Annotated in this window: 12 protein-coding genes; all 12 read left to right on the plus strand. The window is 34.8% G+C overall.

What is annotated here, in order from left to right; all coding sequences use genetic code 11:
• The 12 genes from EG346_RS15510 to EG346_RS15565 all read left to right on the plus strand — a co-directional run bounded on the left by EG346_RS15510 (position 1) and on the right by EG346_RS15565 (position 15,474).
• Positions 1 to 1,236, plus strand: coding sequence for a TraJ family protein (locus tag EG346_RS15510; RefSeq protein WP_123879833.1), 1,236 nt, complete (start codon positions 1 to 3; stop codon positions 1,234 to 1,236).
• 54 nt (positions 1,237 to 1,290) lie between these two features.
• Positions 1,291 to 1,905, plus strand: coding sequence for a conjugative transposon protein TraK (traK, locus tag EG346_RS15515; protein WP_123879835.1), 615 nt, complete (start codon positions 1,291 to 1,293; stop codon positions 1,903 to 1,905).
• Between the two features lie 2 nt (positions 1,906 to 1,907).
• Positions 1,908 to 2,261, plus strand: coding sequence for a hypothetical protein (locus EG346_RS15520; RefSeq protein ID WP_123879837.1), 354 nt, complete (start codon positions 1,908 to 1,910; stop codon positions 2,259 to 2,261).
• Positions 2,257 to 3,465: a conjugative transposon protein TraM gene (traM, locus tag EG346_RS15525; RefSeq protein ID WP_123882703.1), complete on the plus strand. Its 1,209-nt coding sequence runs from the start codon at positions 2,257 to 2,259 to the stop codon at positions 3,463 to 3,465. The genes EG346_RS15520 and traM overlap by 5 nt, the downstream gene beginning before the upstream one ends.
• A gap of 4 nt (positions 3,466 to 3,469) precedes the next feature.
• On the plus strand, positions 3,470 to 4,339 hold the full coding sequence (locus EG346_RS15530; RefSeq protein WP_123879839.1) for a DUF4138 domain-containing protein: 870 nt from the start codon (positions 3,470 to 3,472) through the stop codon (positions 4,337 to 4,339).
• Positions 4,340 to 4,350: 11 nt separating this feature from the next.
• Complete coding sequence (locus EG346_RS15535; RefSeq protein ID WP_123879841.1) at positions 4,351 to 4,707, plus strand: hypothetical protein; 357 nt, start codon at positions 4,351 to 4,353, stop codon at positions 4,705 to 4,707.
• Positions 4,707 to 6,698 carry a type IV secretion system DNA-binding domain-containing protein gene (locus EG346_RS15540; RefSeq protein WP_123879843.1) on the plus strand — a complete coding sequence of 664 codons (1,992 nt, stop codon included), beginning with the start codon at positions 4,707 to 4,709 and terminating at the stop codon, positions 6,696 to 6,698. Before EG346_RS15535 ends, EG346_RS15540 begins: the two co-directional genes overlap by 1 nt.
• A 1-nt stretch (position 6,699) precedes the next feature.
• A complete protein-coding gene (locus EG346_RS25425) occupies positions 6,700 to 7,548 on the plus strand; it encodes a M23 family metallopeptidase (RefSeq protein ID WP_317048595.1) in 849 nt (282 codons plus the stop codon).
• Positions 7,538 to 8,242 carry a hypothetical protein gene (locus EG346_RS15550; protein ID WP_123879848.1) on the plus strand — a complete coding sequence of 235 codons (705 nt, stop codon included), beginning with the start codon at positions 7,538 to 7,540 and terminating at the stop codon, positions 8,240 to 8,242. The genes EG346_RS25425 and EG346_RS15550 overlap by 11 nt, the downstream gene beginning before the upstream one ends.
• 5 nt (positions 8,243 to 8,247) lie before the next feature.
• The gene (locus EG346_RS15555) at positions 8,248 to 9,513 is read left to right on the plus strand and encodes a hypothetical protein (RefSeq protein WP_123879850.1); all 1,266 of its coding nucleotides are present in this window, start codon (positions 8,248 to 8,250) and stop codon (positions 9,511 to 9,513) included.
• 79 nt (positions 9,514 to 9,592) lie between these two features.
• Complete coding sequence (locus EG346_RS15560; RefSeq protein WP_123879852.1) at positions 9,593 to 10,273, plus strand: hypothetical protein; 681 nt, start codon at positions 9,593 to 9,595, stop codon at positions 10,271 to 10,273.
• Complete coding sequence (locus EG346_RS15565; protein ID WP_123879854.1) at positions 10,270 to 15,474, plus strand: helicase-related protein; 5,205 nt, start codon at positions 10,270 to 10,272, stop codon at positions 15,472 to 15,474. The genes EG346_RS15560 and EG346_RS15565 overlap by 4 nt, the downstream gene beginning before the upstream one ends.
• The last annotated feature ends 254 nt before the right edge of the window (positions 15,475 to 15,728 follow it).

Below are 15,728 nucleotides of genomic sequence, written 5' to 3' on the forward strand. Positions count from 1 at the left end.
ATGAATAAAACGATAACATTAACTTTTTGCTTATTAGCAATTCTTTTACCTGCTATGGGTTTCGCCCAAACAGACGGCGATTATAGCAATCTACTCCAATTTTTAAAAGGTGACGGTGCTTTTGAGAAATGGTTTATGGAGGTTTTTACAAAGCTTGATAACAGAGTGCAAGATAGTGCTGTAGGATCTGCTTTGGTAGGTAAAGCAATAGGCGGTTTAGGTGCTCTAATGTACCTCGGCTACATGGGTTGGCAAATGGCAGCAGGGGATAGGGAATGGGAAATCACACCGATGCTGAAACCAATTCTTATCGGATTTACCCTTGTTTACTGGAGTGGATTTGTTAGTATGATTCAAGCACCATTTGAGGCCATTGCCGAACCAGGGATTTCAATTTTCAGTGAGATAGAATCGGAAGTTAACGACTTAAGGGTCGAAAGATTTAAGAAGCAGCAGCAATTACTCGATGCTGTCATCATATTAAAGGCGGAAGAAGATGCCAAACAGGAAGTCATTGAGAATACTACTGAAGATGCGGATGATTCGTGGTATGACATCAGCGAAGGATTGGATAAACTCATTCAGCCCATCAAAGAATGGTCGATAAGAATGGAGTTCCAAATGCAAAAATTAGTAGCAGAGCTCATTGAATTTTGTTGTCTTTCCATTCTTAGGATTTGTGTATATCTCATTTTCTTCATTCAAAAAATATGGTCTTACATTTTAATTATTTTGGGACCGATAGCCGTGGGGATGGCTCTTGTCCCTGGATTTGAAAGCTCTTTATATAGCTGGGTGTCCAAGTTCATCAATATTAACCTGTACACTTTTGTTGCTTATACCATCATCAATATCGGTCAGCAATTGATCGCTTCCGGTTACGAAATGGAAATAGAGAGGTATGACACCCTATTATCCAATGGAACGATCACCAACTTAGACGCTTTGATGGTATACGTTTCAAATTCGGGAATGATCTATAACCAGCTCTTTACCTGTGTTGCCTATGTTGTAACAGGAATCGGGGTTTTAATGACTCCAACTATTGCCGACAGTATTGTTTCAGCAGGAGGAGCCGGAGCAATGACGAAAATGAAAAGTGCCGCAGGAAAAATGGCGAGTAGTGCTAAAACAGCAATATTGGCTGCCAAAACAGGGGGCGCTTCAGTAGCAGCAAGTGCAGCAGCAGGTTCCGCTTCGGGAAGGGTTAAGGAAGCGATGAAAAACGGAAAATAAATGTTGTACGAATGACCAACAACCAGACATTAACAACCAACAACTAAAATAAAAATGCTTATCAAAAATATAGAACAAAGAATCAAGATCAACAAGGTCATTTCTTTATCCACCTTTGCTTTTGCTGTTTTCATTGTCATTGCCGGATTTTTTTTTGCATACAGAATGATCGAGGATTCCAGAAAATCAATTTACATTTTAGACAATGGAGTTCCGGTACTTGCAAAGCAGACCGATGTCTTGTTGAACCGACCTGTTGAATACAAAGCTCAAATTGAATTATTCCACCGATTGTTTTTTACGCTCGCACCCGATGATATTTATATCAAGGATAATATTCAAAAGTCATTGTATCTCATCGATGACAGCGGAAAAAAGGAATATACAAACCTAAAGGAAAAAGGTTTTTATAATCAGATCATTGCCTCCAGTTCGATGGTAAGTATTCATACCGATTCTATTGCACTCAATATGGAACAGAAGAAATTTCAATTTTTCGGGAAACAGATGATCACCAGAAAATCTTCTGTCATTACGAGGAAGCTCATCACCGAAGGTTTCTTTGAAGATATCATCAGAAGTCCCAATAATCCTCACGGTGTAATCCTTAAAAACTGGCGGATCATCAATAACGAGGAACTGTCCAATCAAAACAAAAACTCTTATTAAAAATGGAAACTACATTAAAAGAAAAGGGCCAGAAATGGCTGCAGTGGGCAGTTCAAAATCCAAAGAAATTCTTCACGTATTCAATGATTCTACTGTCGGTCTCATTTATAGGATCTCTCATCCAAGGCATATTTTTTCCTTCAGAAACGGCTTTCAAAATAAGACCTCCGGTTCTCTATTCTAAAAGCAAGACCACTCAAAACCTAACGGTAATCAACGATAAGGAAATGGGAAAAATAGTGAACGAACTGAAAGTTTTAAAAGTAAAAAGAGACCAAAATGCTCTAAAAAAAGAAGACAGCTTACGAATTGATTACCTGTTTAACCAATACCAAAAATTAAAAAATGGACATTAAAAAAATAAATTTTAAAGAAAAAAAATATTTTCTGCCACTTCTGGCTTTACCGTTTCTTTTTCTTTTCGGATATGTAGGAGCGCAGTTTGTCAAAGAAGACACGTCCGAAAAAGACAAGCCAAAAGAATTGTCTCTTTCGCTGGGCGATACGCAGGATTCCATTATGACCAAAAATGATGCTTACGATGCGTTTTTCAAAAAAGAGGACAACAGAACGATGCTTGGTGGTTTGGACAAAGAAGAGGATAGTTTACTGAACTATGATGATCAATTGTCCTTAGCACAAAAAAGGAAAATAGATTCATTAAAAGCAGTCAATGGCAGACAAAATCAATATGAGGCGAAAGGAAATCAATCCTCCTATTACAAGCCAAATCAACCGCAGAGGGACGATAAAGATTACAATAGATCTACAGAAATCATCAAAATGCTGAATGAAAAATCCTACGGAAATGAAGGTAATAAATATGCTGATTTTCAAAAAGAAAAACCTCAGACCGCCCAACCTGACCCTGTAAAATATCTCAAGGAACAAATACTGGTAATGGATTCTTTAGAAAAATCCCGTGATCCTGAGTACCAAAGTAAACTCGCAGCAGAACAAAAACTGAAGTTCAATAAAGAGAAAATGGAAGATTTTCTTAATTCAACTTTCAATGTGAGCAAATCCGGAATCAACAGTGGTTTCAATGCTTTCTATAAGGAGAAAGAAAACAGCTTTATCAAAGCAGTGATTGATGAAAACAACAAAGGATTTTTAGGAAGCCGGATCAGATTTCGATTGTTGGAAGACATCTTTGTTGGAAACAAAAAAATAGGAAAGGGTTCGATATTATACGGACAAATCTCAGGATTTTCAATGCAGAGAGTCAATCTCAATATTGTATCTGTATTCACAAAAGGAGAAATCTATCCAGTCAATCTTTCGATTTATGATGTTGACGGGATGAAAGGATTGTACGTTCCGCAAAGTGTTTTCAGAGATATGATGCGGGAAATGGGAAGTAACTCCGTACAGGGAACTCAGATGGATATGGGCGGAAAAGGATTCTTCTCAAGCATCGGAACCAGCCTTTTTACATCAACATCCAAATCTATTGCTAACCTGATCAAAGAGAACAAAGCGAAATTGAAATACAATTCTTACGTCTTTTTAATCGATGAAAAACAACTGAAAGATTCACAAAACCAACAAAAAAAATAAAACAATGAAACTTACTTTATATATCCTTTTACTATTGGTGTCAAATTTTTTAACTGCACAAACTGCAACTAAAGAACAGATTATTTCCGATTTACCGGAGATTGAAATTACTGAAGGTATCAACCTGCATATTATTTCACCGGAACCAATTCAATATGTAGATCTGTCAACAGAAAAACTGACTGGAGATTTACCAGCTACTAATATTGCCAGAATAAAAATCACAGACAATCCTGATTCTGACGAAAAAGGAAAAGTCAAAATACCATCGCTTCTTTGTAATGGAGATAAAATCGGAGTGATAACCGTTGTTGCTCAATCTTTCATAGCACAATACAAAGTAGTGTACAGAAACCAAGATAATCTAAACACTATTACAAACATCCACATTCAACCCGAAGCGATGCAGCCCATAGAGTTTGATAAAATGGTTTTCTCAAATCTTGAATTGCGGAAATTTGCGATGGATATTATTCAAAAAAAATCTGAGAAAAATCCAATAAGGGAAGAGAAAAATCTAAAACTCAGCTTTCAGCTCAATAATGTCTATGTGATCAGTGATTATATCTTTTTAGATATGACCATCAAAAACAATTCTAATCTGAGCTATGATATTGAGGAATTGAAATTCTCATTAGAAGACAAGAAAATCCACAAAGCAACCAATAACCAAAGTGTAGATCTGACTCCCATTTTAGAACTCAATCCTCAAAAACACTTCAAAAAAAATTTCAGGAACATCTATGTTTTCAAAAAATTCACTTATCCAAATAGCAAAGTAATGATGATTCGTCTCATTGAAGAGCAACTCTCTGGACGCGCCATTGAAATGAAGGTGAACTATTCTGAAATTCTTAAAGCTGATACCTTCTAATTATTAATACAATGGAAAATTCTTCAATTATACTGTGCTTCGCACTCATTCTAATAATATTTACTTACCAGTCTGTTATGATAATCATTTTCGATAAAAAGCGAAAAGTGCTCATCAATGACTATGAAAGGCTATTAAATCTTAAAGATTGGTATGAGAAAATATCTGAAGAGGCAGGTCGCCTGTACATTATCGAAAGTGTCGAAAAAAGAGCAAATGAACTAATTAATCAATTGAATCTGTTGAATTCAAATCTTATTGAAATACAGGAACAGCAGCAAAAATTGCAGGAACAGCAACAAAAGCTGCACAGTAACTTATTAGAAGAACACAAATTACTAAATCAATATTTCGAAAATTATTCATAATGCAAGAACAACAACATCAAATCAAGATCTATGGCTTTTTACAAAAAGCAGTTTATGCAGTCGTTGCACTCGATTGTGCTTCGCTTTTCTACTTTAATGCTGATGTTCCGGTAATATCCAACTTGTTGAAAAATTTTTCAAAGCTGAGCTTTATTTACCCACCTATCAATGCCAAATTTGCAACATTAATTCTAGTAGGATTAGTGGCTGTCGGAACAAAAGCCAAGAAAAAGAAAGACCTTAATATTAGTAAAGAGATTATTGCTCCTATGATATTGGGATTGCTGCTGATTTTCTCTTCATTGGTTTGGCAAAATGAGGCAGGAAATGCAAAGCTTTCAAAAGTATTTCCCGGCTTCAATCTCTATCAGGTCATTTATGCGGTTCTTTCTTTTTTAGGAGCAGTTATTCTTCAAATGGGAGCAGACAGTATTTCAAAACTGATGCAGCAAAAAATGGGAAAAGACCGATGGAATGTTGAAGAGGAATCCTTCGATCAAAATCAGGAATTAGTAACATCAGATGTCACAATCAACATACCATATTTGTTCCGCTACAAAAACAAGAGCAATAAAGGTTGGATGAACATTAATCCTTTTAGGGGAACAATTATCATCGGAACACCGGGCAGTGGAAAATCGTTCGGAGTCATCAATCCTGCTATAAGACAAATGATCGCCAAAGGTTTTTGTCTCTGCATTTACGATTTTAAATTCCCCGACTTAGCGCAGATTGCATACTATCATTATTTGTTGAAAAAAAGTAAAGAATCTGACTACGATTATGATTTTCTCGTTATCAACCTGAATGAAGTTGAAAAATCAAAAAGAGTAAATCCATTTCATAAAAAGTACATTCAAACTTTAGCAGAAGCCCAGGAAATGGCAGAATCGATGGTTTCATCTTTGCAAAAAGGTGGTTCCAGTTCCGGAGGTGGTTCTGAAGCTTTCTTTACCCAATCTGCGATCAATTTCCTTTCGTCCTGCATTTATTTTTTTGCAACATTCGAAAACGGAAAATATTCTGATCTGCCACACATTCTTTCCTTTATGAACAGGAGTTACAAAGAGATTTTCGATACTCTTTTTACAAATGAAGAAATTTTTTCATTGCTGTCACCTTTCAAGACGGCTTATGACAATAAAGCATTTGACCAATTGGAAGGACAAATCGGAACCTTGAAAATTTTTCTTTCCCGATTGGCTACTAAAGAAAGTTTCTGGGTGTTTTCCGGAGATGAAGTAGAATTGAAGATAACCGACAGAGATAATCCTTCCATTATTATTCTGGCATCAGACCCGGGAACACAGGATATTAATTCTGCATTGTATTCTTCTGTATTAAACAGGACTTTAAGATTGATCAATTCCAAACATAATTTACCGGGAGGAATTATCGCGGACGAATTTCCGACGATTTATATTCATAAAATTGACAACATCGTAGCCACTGCAAGAAGCAACAGAGTTGCTGTAATGCTTGGACTTCAGGAAATTCCGCAGCTCAGACAGTTCTATAAAAAAGAAGTTGCTGATACGATTTCTGCCATTGTCGGAAATATTCTTTCCGGATCTGCCAGAGACAAAAATACATTGGATTGGTTGGAAAAATTATTCGGAAAAATAAAACAAAAATCATACTCACAATCAATGTCACAGCAAGGAACGACCACCAGTATCAATGAAAAGATGGACAATATGATTCCGGCAGGTAAAATAGCAGCCTTGAAAACCGGAGAAATGGTTGGAATGATAGCGCAGGGAGAAGAAAACGATGCTGAGGAATATAAAACTTCTGCCGTTAGCGGTAAAATTAATTTAGATATGAAAGCGATTCAGGAAGAAGAAAAAAACTATGTTAAAATGCCCACTTATTACTCTTTTGTAGATAAAAAAGGGGCTAACCGCAAAGAAGAAGTGCTGATGACCAACTTTAGAAAGATCAACAAAGAAGTGGAACTCATTGTGAATGAAAATATCAACGCTGCATAAAATGAAAAAAATACAATCAAAATACACATTTACTTTGATGCTGTTATTGTTCAGTTACCTATCATTTGCACAGTTTAATACACTTAGAATAGCAGTGCCAAAAAAATCTGAAAATCAAAAAGCTTCTGAAAAATCTAATATCGAAGAACCGCTCAACCAAAAAAGGAATAAAAAATCTTGGAAAGAGTTTTTAAATATGACCACAAAATCAGATTTAATAAGTCAAATCGATTCTTTGAAAATGATGATTAAAAATTATAAAAGTGTAAAAGCAGTACAGAGAAATGAGTTTGAAAAACTCAAAGATTCTTTGCTGCTGCAAGCACACAATAGAGTAGAAGAAACAAAACAGACATCAAAAAGACAGAAATCTTCCACAACGTATGAATTTGTTGATGAACCGGCGGCATATTTTTCAAAAGTCGTAATGCCTCTAAATAATAAAATTACAGTCACCTCTTCTTATGGCACAAGAACACATCCTATTTTCGGAACAAAAAAAATGCATAATGGGATTGACTTAAAAGCCAGATTCGAAAATGTGTATTCCGTTTTGGACGGAATTGTTACTGCAACAGGCTGGGATTCTAAAGGCGGTGGAAATTTTATAAAAGTAAAACATTTTGACCGTTTCGAAACCTCTTACCTACATCTCTCAGAAATATATTATCGAGCTGGAGAAATTGTAAAAGCCGGATTTATCATCGGAAAAAGTGGGAATACCGGAAACTCCACTGGACCACATCTGCATTTTTCGGTAAAAGAATTCGGACAAAACATCAATCCTTCTCATTTTTTAAATGACCTTATACAAGTAAACAATTTAATAGCAAACCATTATGAACAGTAATACATTACCAACGGACGAACTGAAAAAATACGGAATTATCAATGAAGAATTGTCATTCTCTAAAAAACTGAATGCGGATGATGTTCAGAAATTTCTGCAAGGATATACCATCGTTGCAGACCACGACAAGAACAGGGCGACTTTTCAACTAACTGATAATAACACCAAACTGAAGGTCATCTTTTTGGAAAGAGATAAAAGTATTTCTGACATCCTCGAAAACAGTAAAAATAACATTCAATATACTGATGTTAAGAATGTTTCTAAATCTGCAAATGAACTGAGTTTCGAAAAAAAAGCCTTCATTTTTGACAAAGAAACCGAAAAAGTAATTGAATTTGATTTCATTAAAAATGCAAGAGAATTGACCGCAATTATTGCGGATCAAAAGAATACAGAAGAACTCAACCGTTACATAGCAGAACTTCTAAAACTTAAATCTTTTCTGCAAGATAAAATTGTTCAGTTCCCAGAAATGGCAAAAGAAATTACGAATGATTTGAATATTGTGTCCAAAGAATTCAATACAGTTGCTGGAATCTATGAAAAGCAAAATCACTCTCAAAAACAGGAAAAATCAAACGTACAACTGAATGTGAATGACCCCGATGTTTATCAGTATGCCAATCAAAGAAGAGACGATGAGCAGGAACATGACAAAGAAGTGGAGAAATCAAGAAAGTTTAGAAGGTAAGTAAAATGGAAGATAATCTTACCTGGTTTGATAAGAATATAGTTCCGAGAACGAAGGCTTATAAGGATTTTGTATTCGAAATGAAAAACTCTTCACCTGAAAATTTTTTCCAAGATGGTGAAAGAATTTTCACAAAGAAAGAAAAGGATTTTATGAAAATTTTTGATTATAAATCTTCTAAAATCAAATTTACCTCATCTCGTGCTGAACAAGAAAAATTCACACAAAACCATATTAGTAAAGAACAAAATGCAATTCTTTTTAATGAGCTTAAGAAACTGATTTCTGAAAAAATACCTGCTTTTATTATCAATAATCCTCATATAGAAAATACAATTGAGGGTTATAATAGAGATGAATTGATAAAGCTGCCCAGTGAAGCATTAGAGCATTTATTACACTTAAAGGAAGAAGAGTTTAAAGCACAGCAAGAGAATGATGATTTGAATAGCATGGCTTTCATTGACAGAGAAATAAATGAACTTAAATTAATTATTAACAATCAAACCCCCAATATTATGGAAACACAAAACGAATATGATCCAGCTCAGTACCCGAAACTCCAATTAAAATATCTAGGTTTCGGAGAAGGCGAACAACTGCACAAAGATTTAGAAAATGGAATTAATGCTCCCGAGAAGGAGTTTGAAATTAAAACAACTTCCGACAAAACGATGCCCGGAAATGAAATGGAATTCACATTAAAATTTAATAAGATAGAAAATGGGAGTGTCTTTATGAATTTTTATAATGCTAAACTCACGAAAGAAAATGGAGACATTTTATCTCATAATTTCCCGGTTAACAGGGTAAATACATTTACTGCCAAAGAAGCAGTCAATCTTTTAGAAGGGCGTACAGTAAAAATAGAATTTCACAATCCGAAAACAGAAAAAATAGAACCTGCATTTGCTAAACTGAATTTTAGCGAACCCAAAACTGAAAAAGGAAATTATAATTTCCAGAATTTTTACAAAAATTATGGTGTTGATACGGCTCAGATCGTAGAAAAATCCAAGCTGATATTCGATAAGCATGAATGGAAGGAAAGTACCATAAAATCGTTGGAAAAAGGAAATATTGTCAAGGTAAAATTTGAATTGGATGATAAAGTGATAGAAGGTAAAGCAGTTCTGAATCCTCAATATAAAAATCTAAGCCTTTACGATCAGGATATGAACAGAATCAATACCAACAAGCCTTTAGAAGGTTTGGAACAAGACAACAAGCACGAAAAAAATAACGTTAAGGAACAAAGTATTAAACGATAGATAACACGTACAACCAATCATTTATTTCCCAGCGGTAAGTCAAATTAATTAGGCTGCCGCTTTTTTAAACTCTATTTTTATGAAAAAAATTTTAATACTACCCGGTCTATTTTTTCTTTTTGTAAGCACTTCCTGCCGCAAAGAAATCAAATCCGAAAAAGGAGGAATCGATGTTGTCTCCAATGTCTATTTTCATGTTTCCAAAAATCTGAACAACATCCAAAGTTTTCATTTGTCAAGCCTTAATTATTCGGGAGATTCTATTATAGAAAGGATTCCGGATGCTGATTCTCCCGAAATAACCCAACAGATTTATTTCATTAAAGATTCATTGTGCTATACCATTGAAAATGAAAATCCCGGCAAAATTATTCTGTCAGACATCATAAAGAAACAAAAGTCGCTTCCGGTTGAAAAGAAAAAAGGAGGAACATTGTTTTCTCAGGAAAAAATCCCCAATTACAGAAACAGAAAAAATCTGAGTGATACTATTTTGTTTAAGAAAAAATACAAACGATTTGAAATCAATTCACCTTGGATGTACACCCGGTTTTACATTTATCCAACAGATACTATTTTACCATATTCCATTTACAAACACGCGGAAAAGGACTACCACGGAAGGCTCGAAAGGATTGATTCTTATAATAAAAAGACGGACATATTCGTGACGCTTCAATTAATATCAAGAAAAAACTGGGACAGTGAAGCCAAAGAAATTTTTGAATTTAATCACTTCATAAAAAACAGAAAAAAGTGAAAGATGAAGAGTTTTTTAATGAGATAAATAATGACATTTCTGTAGTTGAAGGAAATAAAAAGGAACTTATTGTTTTCACAAACAGTAAGGATACGCTTTCATTCTTGGAGCTTCTTCAATTGAATAAGCAAGTCAATAATAGAACATTGATTACGCTTAATTCCGGTTCAAATAGCAAAAAGTTCCTCAATAGATATCAGAATTATGATGGTAAAATGTTTCTTTGTCTTACCGGGGACAGAACGGGAAATGCAATAACCAGGAAAATTCTCACAGAATTTAATGGCAAAAATATCAAAGACGTTCGTCCATTGTATGAAATCTCTGAAAACAGGAATCAAGACTTAAGCGAATATTTGGACAATAAACTCAATCGTCAAGATAAAAATACTAATTTAGTTGAACCAAAAATTTCTGAAAATGAAAGCAATGCAATTGAATCCGGAAGAACGTCCGATTCTCAGCAAGTTGGAAACGGAACACCTGAACACAACTCTGGAGAACTTAGCCCTAAGATCCAATCCGAGCAAAACGGAAGTTACGGAAGAGGACAAGCAGTGGGCAGCAAAAATGCTGGAAATGGACTTGCAGTCACAGAACGGAGCGATTTGGGAAAGCGAGACCGAGGAAGAGGATCCAATGGTGGAACACAACCGCAAAATGCTCAAGAAAATGAGGGAAGAGAACATTCCCTGGGCGGAATCGTATCCGGGAGACGTGTATCCGATAGAAGAAGACCCAACGGAGGACTTTCCGAGGTAAGTGAAAATATTACTCAAAATGATGAGTTAGAAACCCTTGTCGAAAAATATAAAGGTCAAAAACTGACCAATGAACAAGTTGCGGAAGTAGTTTCTGCAGCTTGTTTTGTTTCCAGTGATCACAAAATTAATCTGAAGGAAAACCTACACATTACTAATGATTTAAAAGAAATTTGCAGCCAATTCCGAAGCGGAGGAACGGCAAAAGAAGGACGGGGAATTTTAGATGAATATTACACGCAGGATAAAATTGTGGATACGGTTCGCAATTTAATAAAAGACCATTTCAAAACACAAAATGAAATTTCCGTTTTAGAACCTAGTATAGGAATAGGAAATTTCATTTATGCTACTCACGAATTATCTGTAAATTCTAAAATTACAGGTTTTGAAATCAACGAAACCACAGCAAAAATTGCTAAACTTCTACATCCCGAAGCTGACATCAATCTTCGTTCGTTTGAAACTGAGTTCATTGATGAGAAAGGAAATAAAAAAGACTTTTCTCAGCAATACGATTTGGTCATTGGGAATCCGCCTTATGGTGAACATCGTGGACTTTACAAAGGCTTGGGCGAAGAACCCAAAATTCCCAAATACGAAGATTATTTCGTTAAGCGGTCTTTGGATTCTTTAAAACCAAACGGCGTTTTGGCGATGGTACTTCCGTCGACCTGGTTGAACCGTCAAAGCAATTTGAAAAATGCCAATATTTTGGAAGGTTTCCGGTTGCCCAGTGGAGCTTTTGCAGGAACACAAATAGGAACCGACATTATCATTCTAAGAAAAAAATCTCAAAATATCTCTACAGATATTTCTAATTATTTCGATTATAACCCAGCAAGAATCTTAGGAGAAACCCGAGAGAAAACCAATCGTTTCGGGCGTTTGGAAAACTATATCCACGGAAATTTAGATGAAGCTTTATTTAAGATAGAACAATTTAAAAATAAGAAAGAAACGCAGCGTATAGGAGATCTGTTTGAAGATTTGTTTTTAGAGGAAGAAGCTAAAGTTCAAAATAAAGTTCCTGTACCCAAAAAAGGAAGTGCGGAAATCCAAGATTCTACGAGGATTGAATACCAAAATACAAGTGAAGTAAATGTAGCAGAAACTCAAGAAAAAATTGAATTGGTACTTTCCAAACTCAATGGCATCAAGTTTAAATCTCCCGCAATTACGAATGAAATTAGCAAGTATCAAAAACTACGCGAAGATCTAATCACAAAGCCAACATCGTTTTCGGAGGATAAATTAAAGGATCTTATTGAAAAAAGTGATAGAATAATTTCCATTCACAATACGAGAGTCGGGAAGGAATATGAACTTCAAATAAAACCGGGACTAAAGAAAGGTATTTTAAAATATCAGTTCTCCAAGCAAGATAAAATTGTCAATACTTCAGTACAAAACAGTTCTGATATTAGCAAGGAACAAATCGAAGCGTTCAGAGATACCAATTATGACGGTACATTAAATAATCGCGAAAATCATTATCAATTTGCCAACTTCATTGATGGAAATTGGGTTCACGATTTTTATTACACTGAAGGAAATATTTATGCGAAACTGGAACAATTGGAGCGGGATTTTTCTGATACAAATGCATTCGGAGGAACAGAAAACCAATACGAAAAACAAAAAGCATTATTAGAAAATGTCCTACCAAAAGCGAAATCACTGGATGAAATTTATATCAGTCCGAACCACGAGTTCGTACACAAATTTAGTTTAGGTCAAATAGAAAAAGACCAATACAATCATATTACAAAACGTACCGAATCAGTTATCGTAGATTACAATCTTGCCGAAAGATTCAAAGATTTTGTTGGCACTTTGTCACGTGAAGCCTTTGCGGGTTCTTCAGCTTGGGAAGTGCGAAGCTTTGTAGATAATGAAACGGTTACAGGAAGCGATAAAGAGAGAAATGCTTTAGTCCGTGAAAGACGAAAAACTGCAGCGAATGACTTGTTCTACAAGTTTGTTCGGGAAGAACTTTCCGATGATATTAGAACTCGTTTCGTAAAAGATTTTAACCGCAATTACAATAACATCCACGTTCCGGATTATTCTAAATTCCCATTGTTTTCAAGAATCTATCTGCATTTTAAAGGTCAGGAATTGCGTTTGACCGAAGTTCAGAAAGCTGGAATCGGAAGACAAACTACAAAAGGAGTAGGCCTCTTAGCGCACGAAGTGGGTTTTGGTAAAACATTATCAGGAATCCTTTCAATGCACGAAGCAATGGAGAGAGGAAATGCGAAAAGACCAATCATTGTTGTCCCGAATGACAGTATTTTGAAACAATGGGTGGAAACGATTTTTGAAACAATTCCCAATGCGAAAGTTAATGTTTTAGGGAATTTGGGGAAAGATTATGACCTTTCAAAATTTGATAATAAAGACGGAGAAATTACCATTGTTACTTATGAGGGCTTTAATAATATTGGATTTTCATTAGAAATTACGGAAGAACTTTCTTCAAAATTCAGCTACATCTCTGCAAGCGAAATGAAAGGCGTTACCAATACGGAAAGGGATATCCAAATTGAACTTCAGAAAGAAAAGGAGATCGAGGGAAAAATGAAACGTGGTAAAATCTATGATTGGGAAGATTTTGGATTCGACCATTTGACTTACGACGAAGTTCACAACGCCAATCATATTGTAGGAAAAGTAAAAATAGAAGACCGAAGATTTGCTTCCGATTTTAGAAGTCAAAACCAACAAACTTCCAAATTGGGAATCAATACCTGGATGTCAGCTCAATACATTCAAGACAAAAATGATGGCAGAAATGTAACTCTACTTTCCGCAACACCTTTTACAAACAAGCCCTTGGAATATTATTCTATTCTTTCTTTGATAGCAAATAAAAGATTAGAAGAATCGGGATATTTCAACGTTAATACATTCTTCGAGACCTTTATGGAAGCGGATAATGATATGGAAATTGACGCAAAAGGAGATGTGAAGTTTAAAGCCAATGTCCGGAGATTTAAAAACAATTCGCTGTTTCAGCAATTACTTTCGGAATTCATTGATATAAAAGGAGAAGAAGACAATCCTGAATTGATTCGTCCCAACAAAATCAACAAAGAGTATAAAATTGAGCAGAATGATCTGACAAGAGAACAATATGACTTACTCAATGAAAATTTCAGTGAAACAGAAAAAGGAGCAATTCTAAAGCATATTCTTAATGCCCGACTAATTGCAATTTCGGCATACCTATCACCCTATTATGATGATGAAGAGCCCTCTGTAAGAGAATTTATAGAAAATTCTCCGAAGCTAAAACAGACGATGGATTTAATTTATCAGAATAAAAAAGATCTTCCAGAATCCGGACAAATCATTTATTCTGAATTGGCGGTAGCTCAATTTCCGAAATTAAAAGAATATCTCATTTCAGAAATTGGTTACAAACCCGAAGAAATCGGAATTATTACCGGAGCTACCAGTAAAAATCAAAGAATTGCTGTTCAAAATGATTTTAATGAAGGAAAAATAAAAGTAGTTATTGGTAGTGAAGCCATTCAGGAAGGAATGAACCTTCAGGAGAATACAACGGATGTATATATGCTAACATTACCCTACAATTTCACTTCTTTGCGACAGGTGGAAGGACGGGCGTGGAGGCAAGGAAATAAAAACGAAAATGTGAGAATTAATTTTATGCTGACCAATGACAGTATTGATGTTTTTATGCTTCAGAAGCTACAATCGAAGCAAGCAAGATATTTGGAGGCGATGAAAAAAGGAGCCGATGTTTTGGACATATCTGATATTAGCACGCAGGAACTAAAAACGTCCATTATCACCAATCCCGAAACCCGAGCCAACATTGAAATCGAATTAATGAAAAAAAGGATTGAAAGTGAAAAAAATAAACATTTGGCCGATAGTGCTTTTGTACTGAGAAAATACGAAGATGTTTTGAAAGTTCAAGAGTTAGTTACCAAAGCTGAGCATTCATATAATAGAATTGAAGGTTATTCGAAAAATGGCGATGCAAATGCTGACTATTGGAAAAAAGAATTGCCATCTTATCGAAAAACTATCGACCTGCATAAAGCTCAAGTTCAAGAAGTAATTGAAAATTTAGCTCAGAAAGGAATAGATGTTACTCAAATTGAATATCAAACCAAAACCACTGAAGCAAAGATTGCTGAACTTGATAAAAAATTGGAAGAACTTCCTGAAATCAAAGCCGACTTAATTATACAATATAAAATAGAGAAGGAGAAAAGTTTGAAGTTCAATCAAAATATTGATAATTTAAAAGAAAGGTCTGAAGAAAATTCGAGATTATTTTTAAAGGATTATAATAGTGTTGCCAATTTTGAATCTAACAACGATGACAGAGTAAGGAGTAAAAGTGAATGGAAATTGCAGAATGAACAAGAAGATTTTCATTCTATATCTCGAAAGAGGTAATTGAAATTTCATCAATGTATCACGTCTTGTAATGTCATTAGCTTTAATGCTTCACTTTATTTACAAAACTGAAATATTATAAAATTTATATTAGATTTTTAAATGGTTAACTTTTTTTTTAACATATTTTAACTTTATGAGATTTCAGGTAAACTCTGGCATATATTTCGAATATTTTAAAATGTCAAAACTTGCCGAACAACGACATAAAAGGTAGTAGGCGCTATTAAATAAATTATTAAAAATGAGTAACT

Source organism: Chryseobacterium carnipullorum, from assembly GCF_003815695.1.
GTDB lineage: Bacteria > Bacteroidota > Bacteroidia > Flavobacteriales > Weeksellaceae > Chryseobacterium > Chryseobacterium carnipullorum.

Excerpts from the sequence above, each read along its gene's own strand:
- EG346_RS15510 (WP_123879833.1), top strand. The coding sequence starts at position 1 with ATGAATAAAACGATAACATTAACTTTTTGCTTATTAGCAATTCTTTTA.
- EG346_RS15520 (WP_123879837.1), top strand. The coding sequence starts at position 1,908 with ATGGAAACTACATTAAAAGAAAAGGGCCAGAAATGGCTGCAGTGGGCA.
- EG346_RS15550 (WP_123879848.1), top strand. The coding sequence starts at position 7,538 with ATGAACAGTAATACATTACCAACGGACGAACTGAAAAAATACGGAATT.
- EG346_RS25425 (WP_317048595.1), top strand. The coding sequence starts at position 6,700 with ATGAAAAAAATACAATCAAAATACACATTTACTTTGATGCTGTTATTG.
- EG346_RS15555 (WP_123879850.1), top strand. The coding sequence starts at position 8,248 with ATGGAAGATAATCTTACCTGGTTTGATAAGAATATAGTTCCGAGAACG.
- EG346_RS15540 (WP_123879843.1), top strand. The coding sequence starts at position 4,707 with ATGCAAGAACAACAACATCAAATCAAGATCTATGGCTTTTTACAAAAA.
- traK (WP_123879835.1), top strand. The coding sequence starts at position 1,291 with ATGCTTATCAAAAATATAGAACAAAGAATCAAGATCAACAAGGTCATT.
- EG346_RS15560 (WP_123879852.1), top strand. The coding sequence starts at position 9,593 with ATGAAAAAAATTTTAATACTACCCGGTCTATTTTTTCTTTTTGTAAGC.
- EG346_RS15535 (WP_123879841.1), top strand. The coding sequence starts at position 4,351 with ATGGAAAATTCTTCAATTATACTGTGCTTCGCACTCATTCTAATAATA.
- EG346_RS15530 (WP_123879839.1), top strand. The coding sequence starts at position 3,470 with ATGAAACTTACTTTATATATCCTTTTACTATTGGTGTCAAATTTTTTA.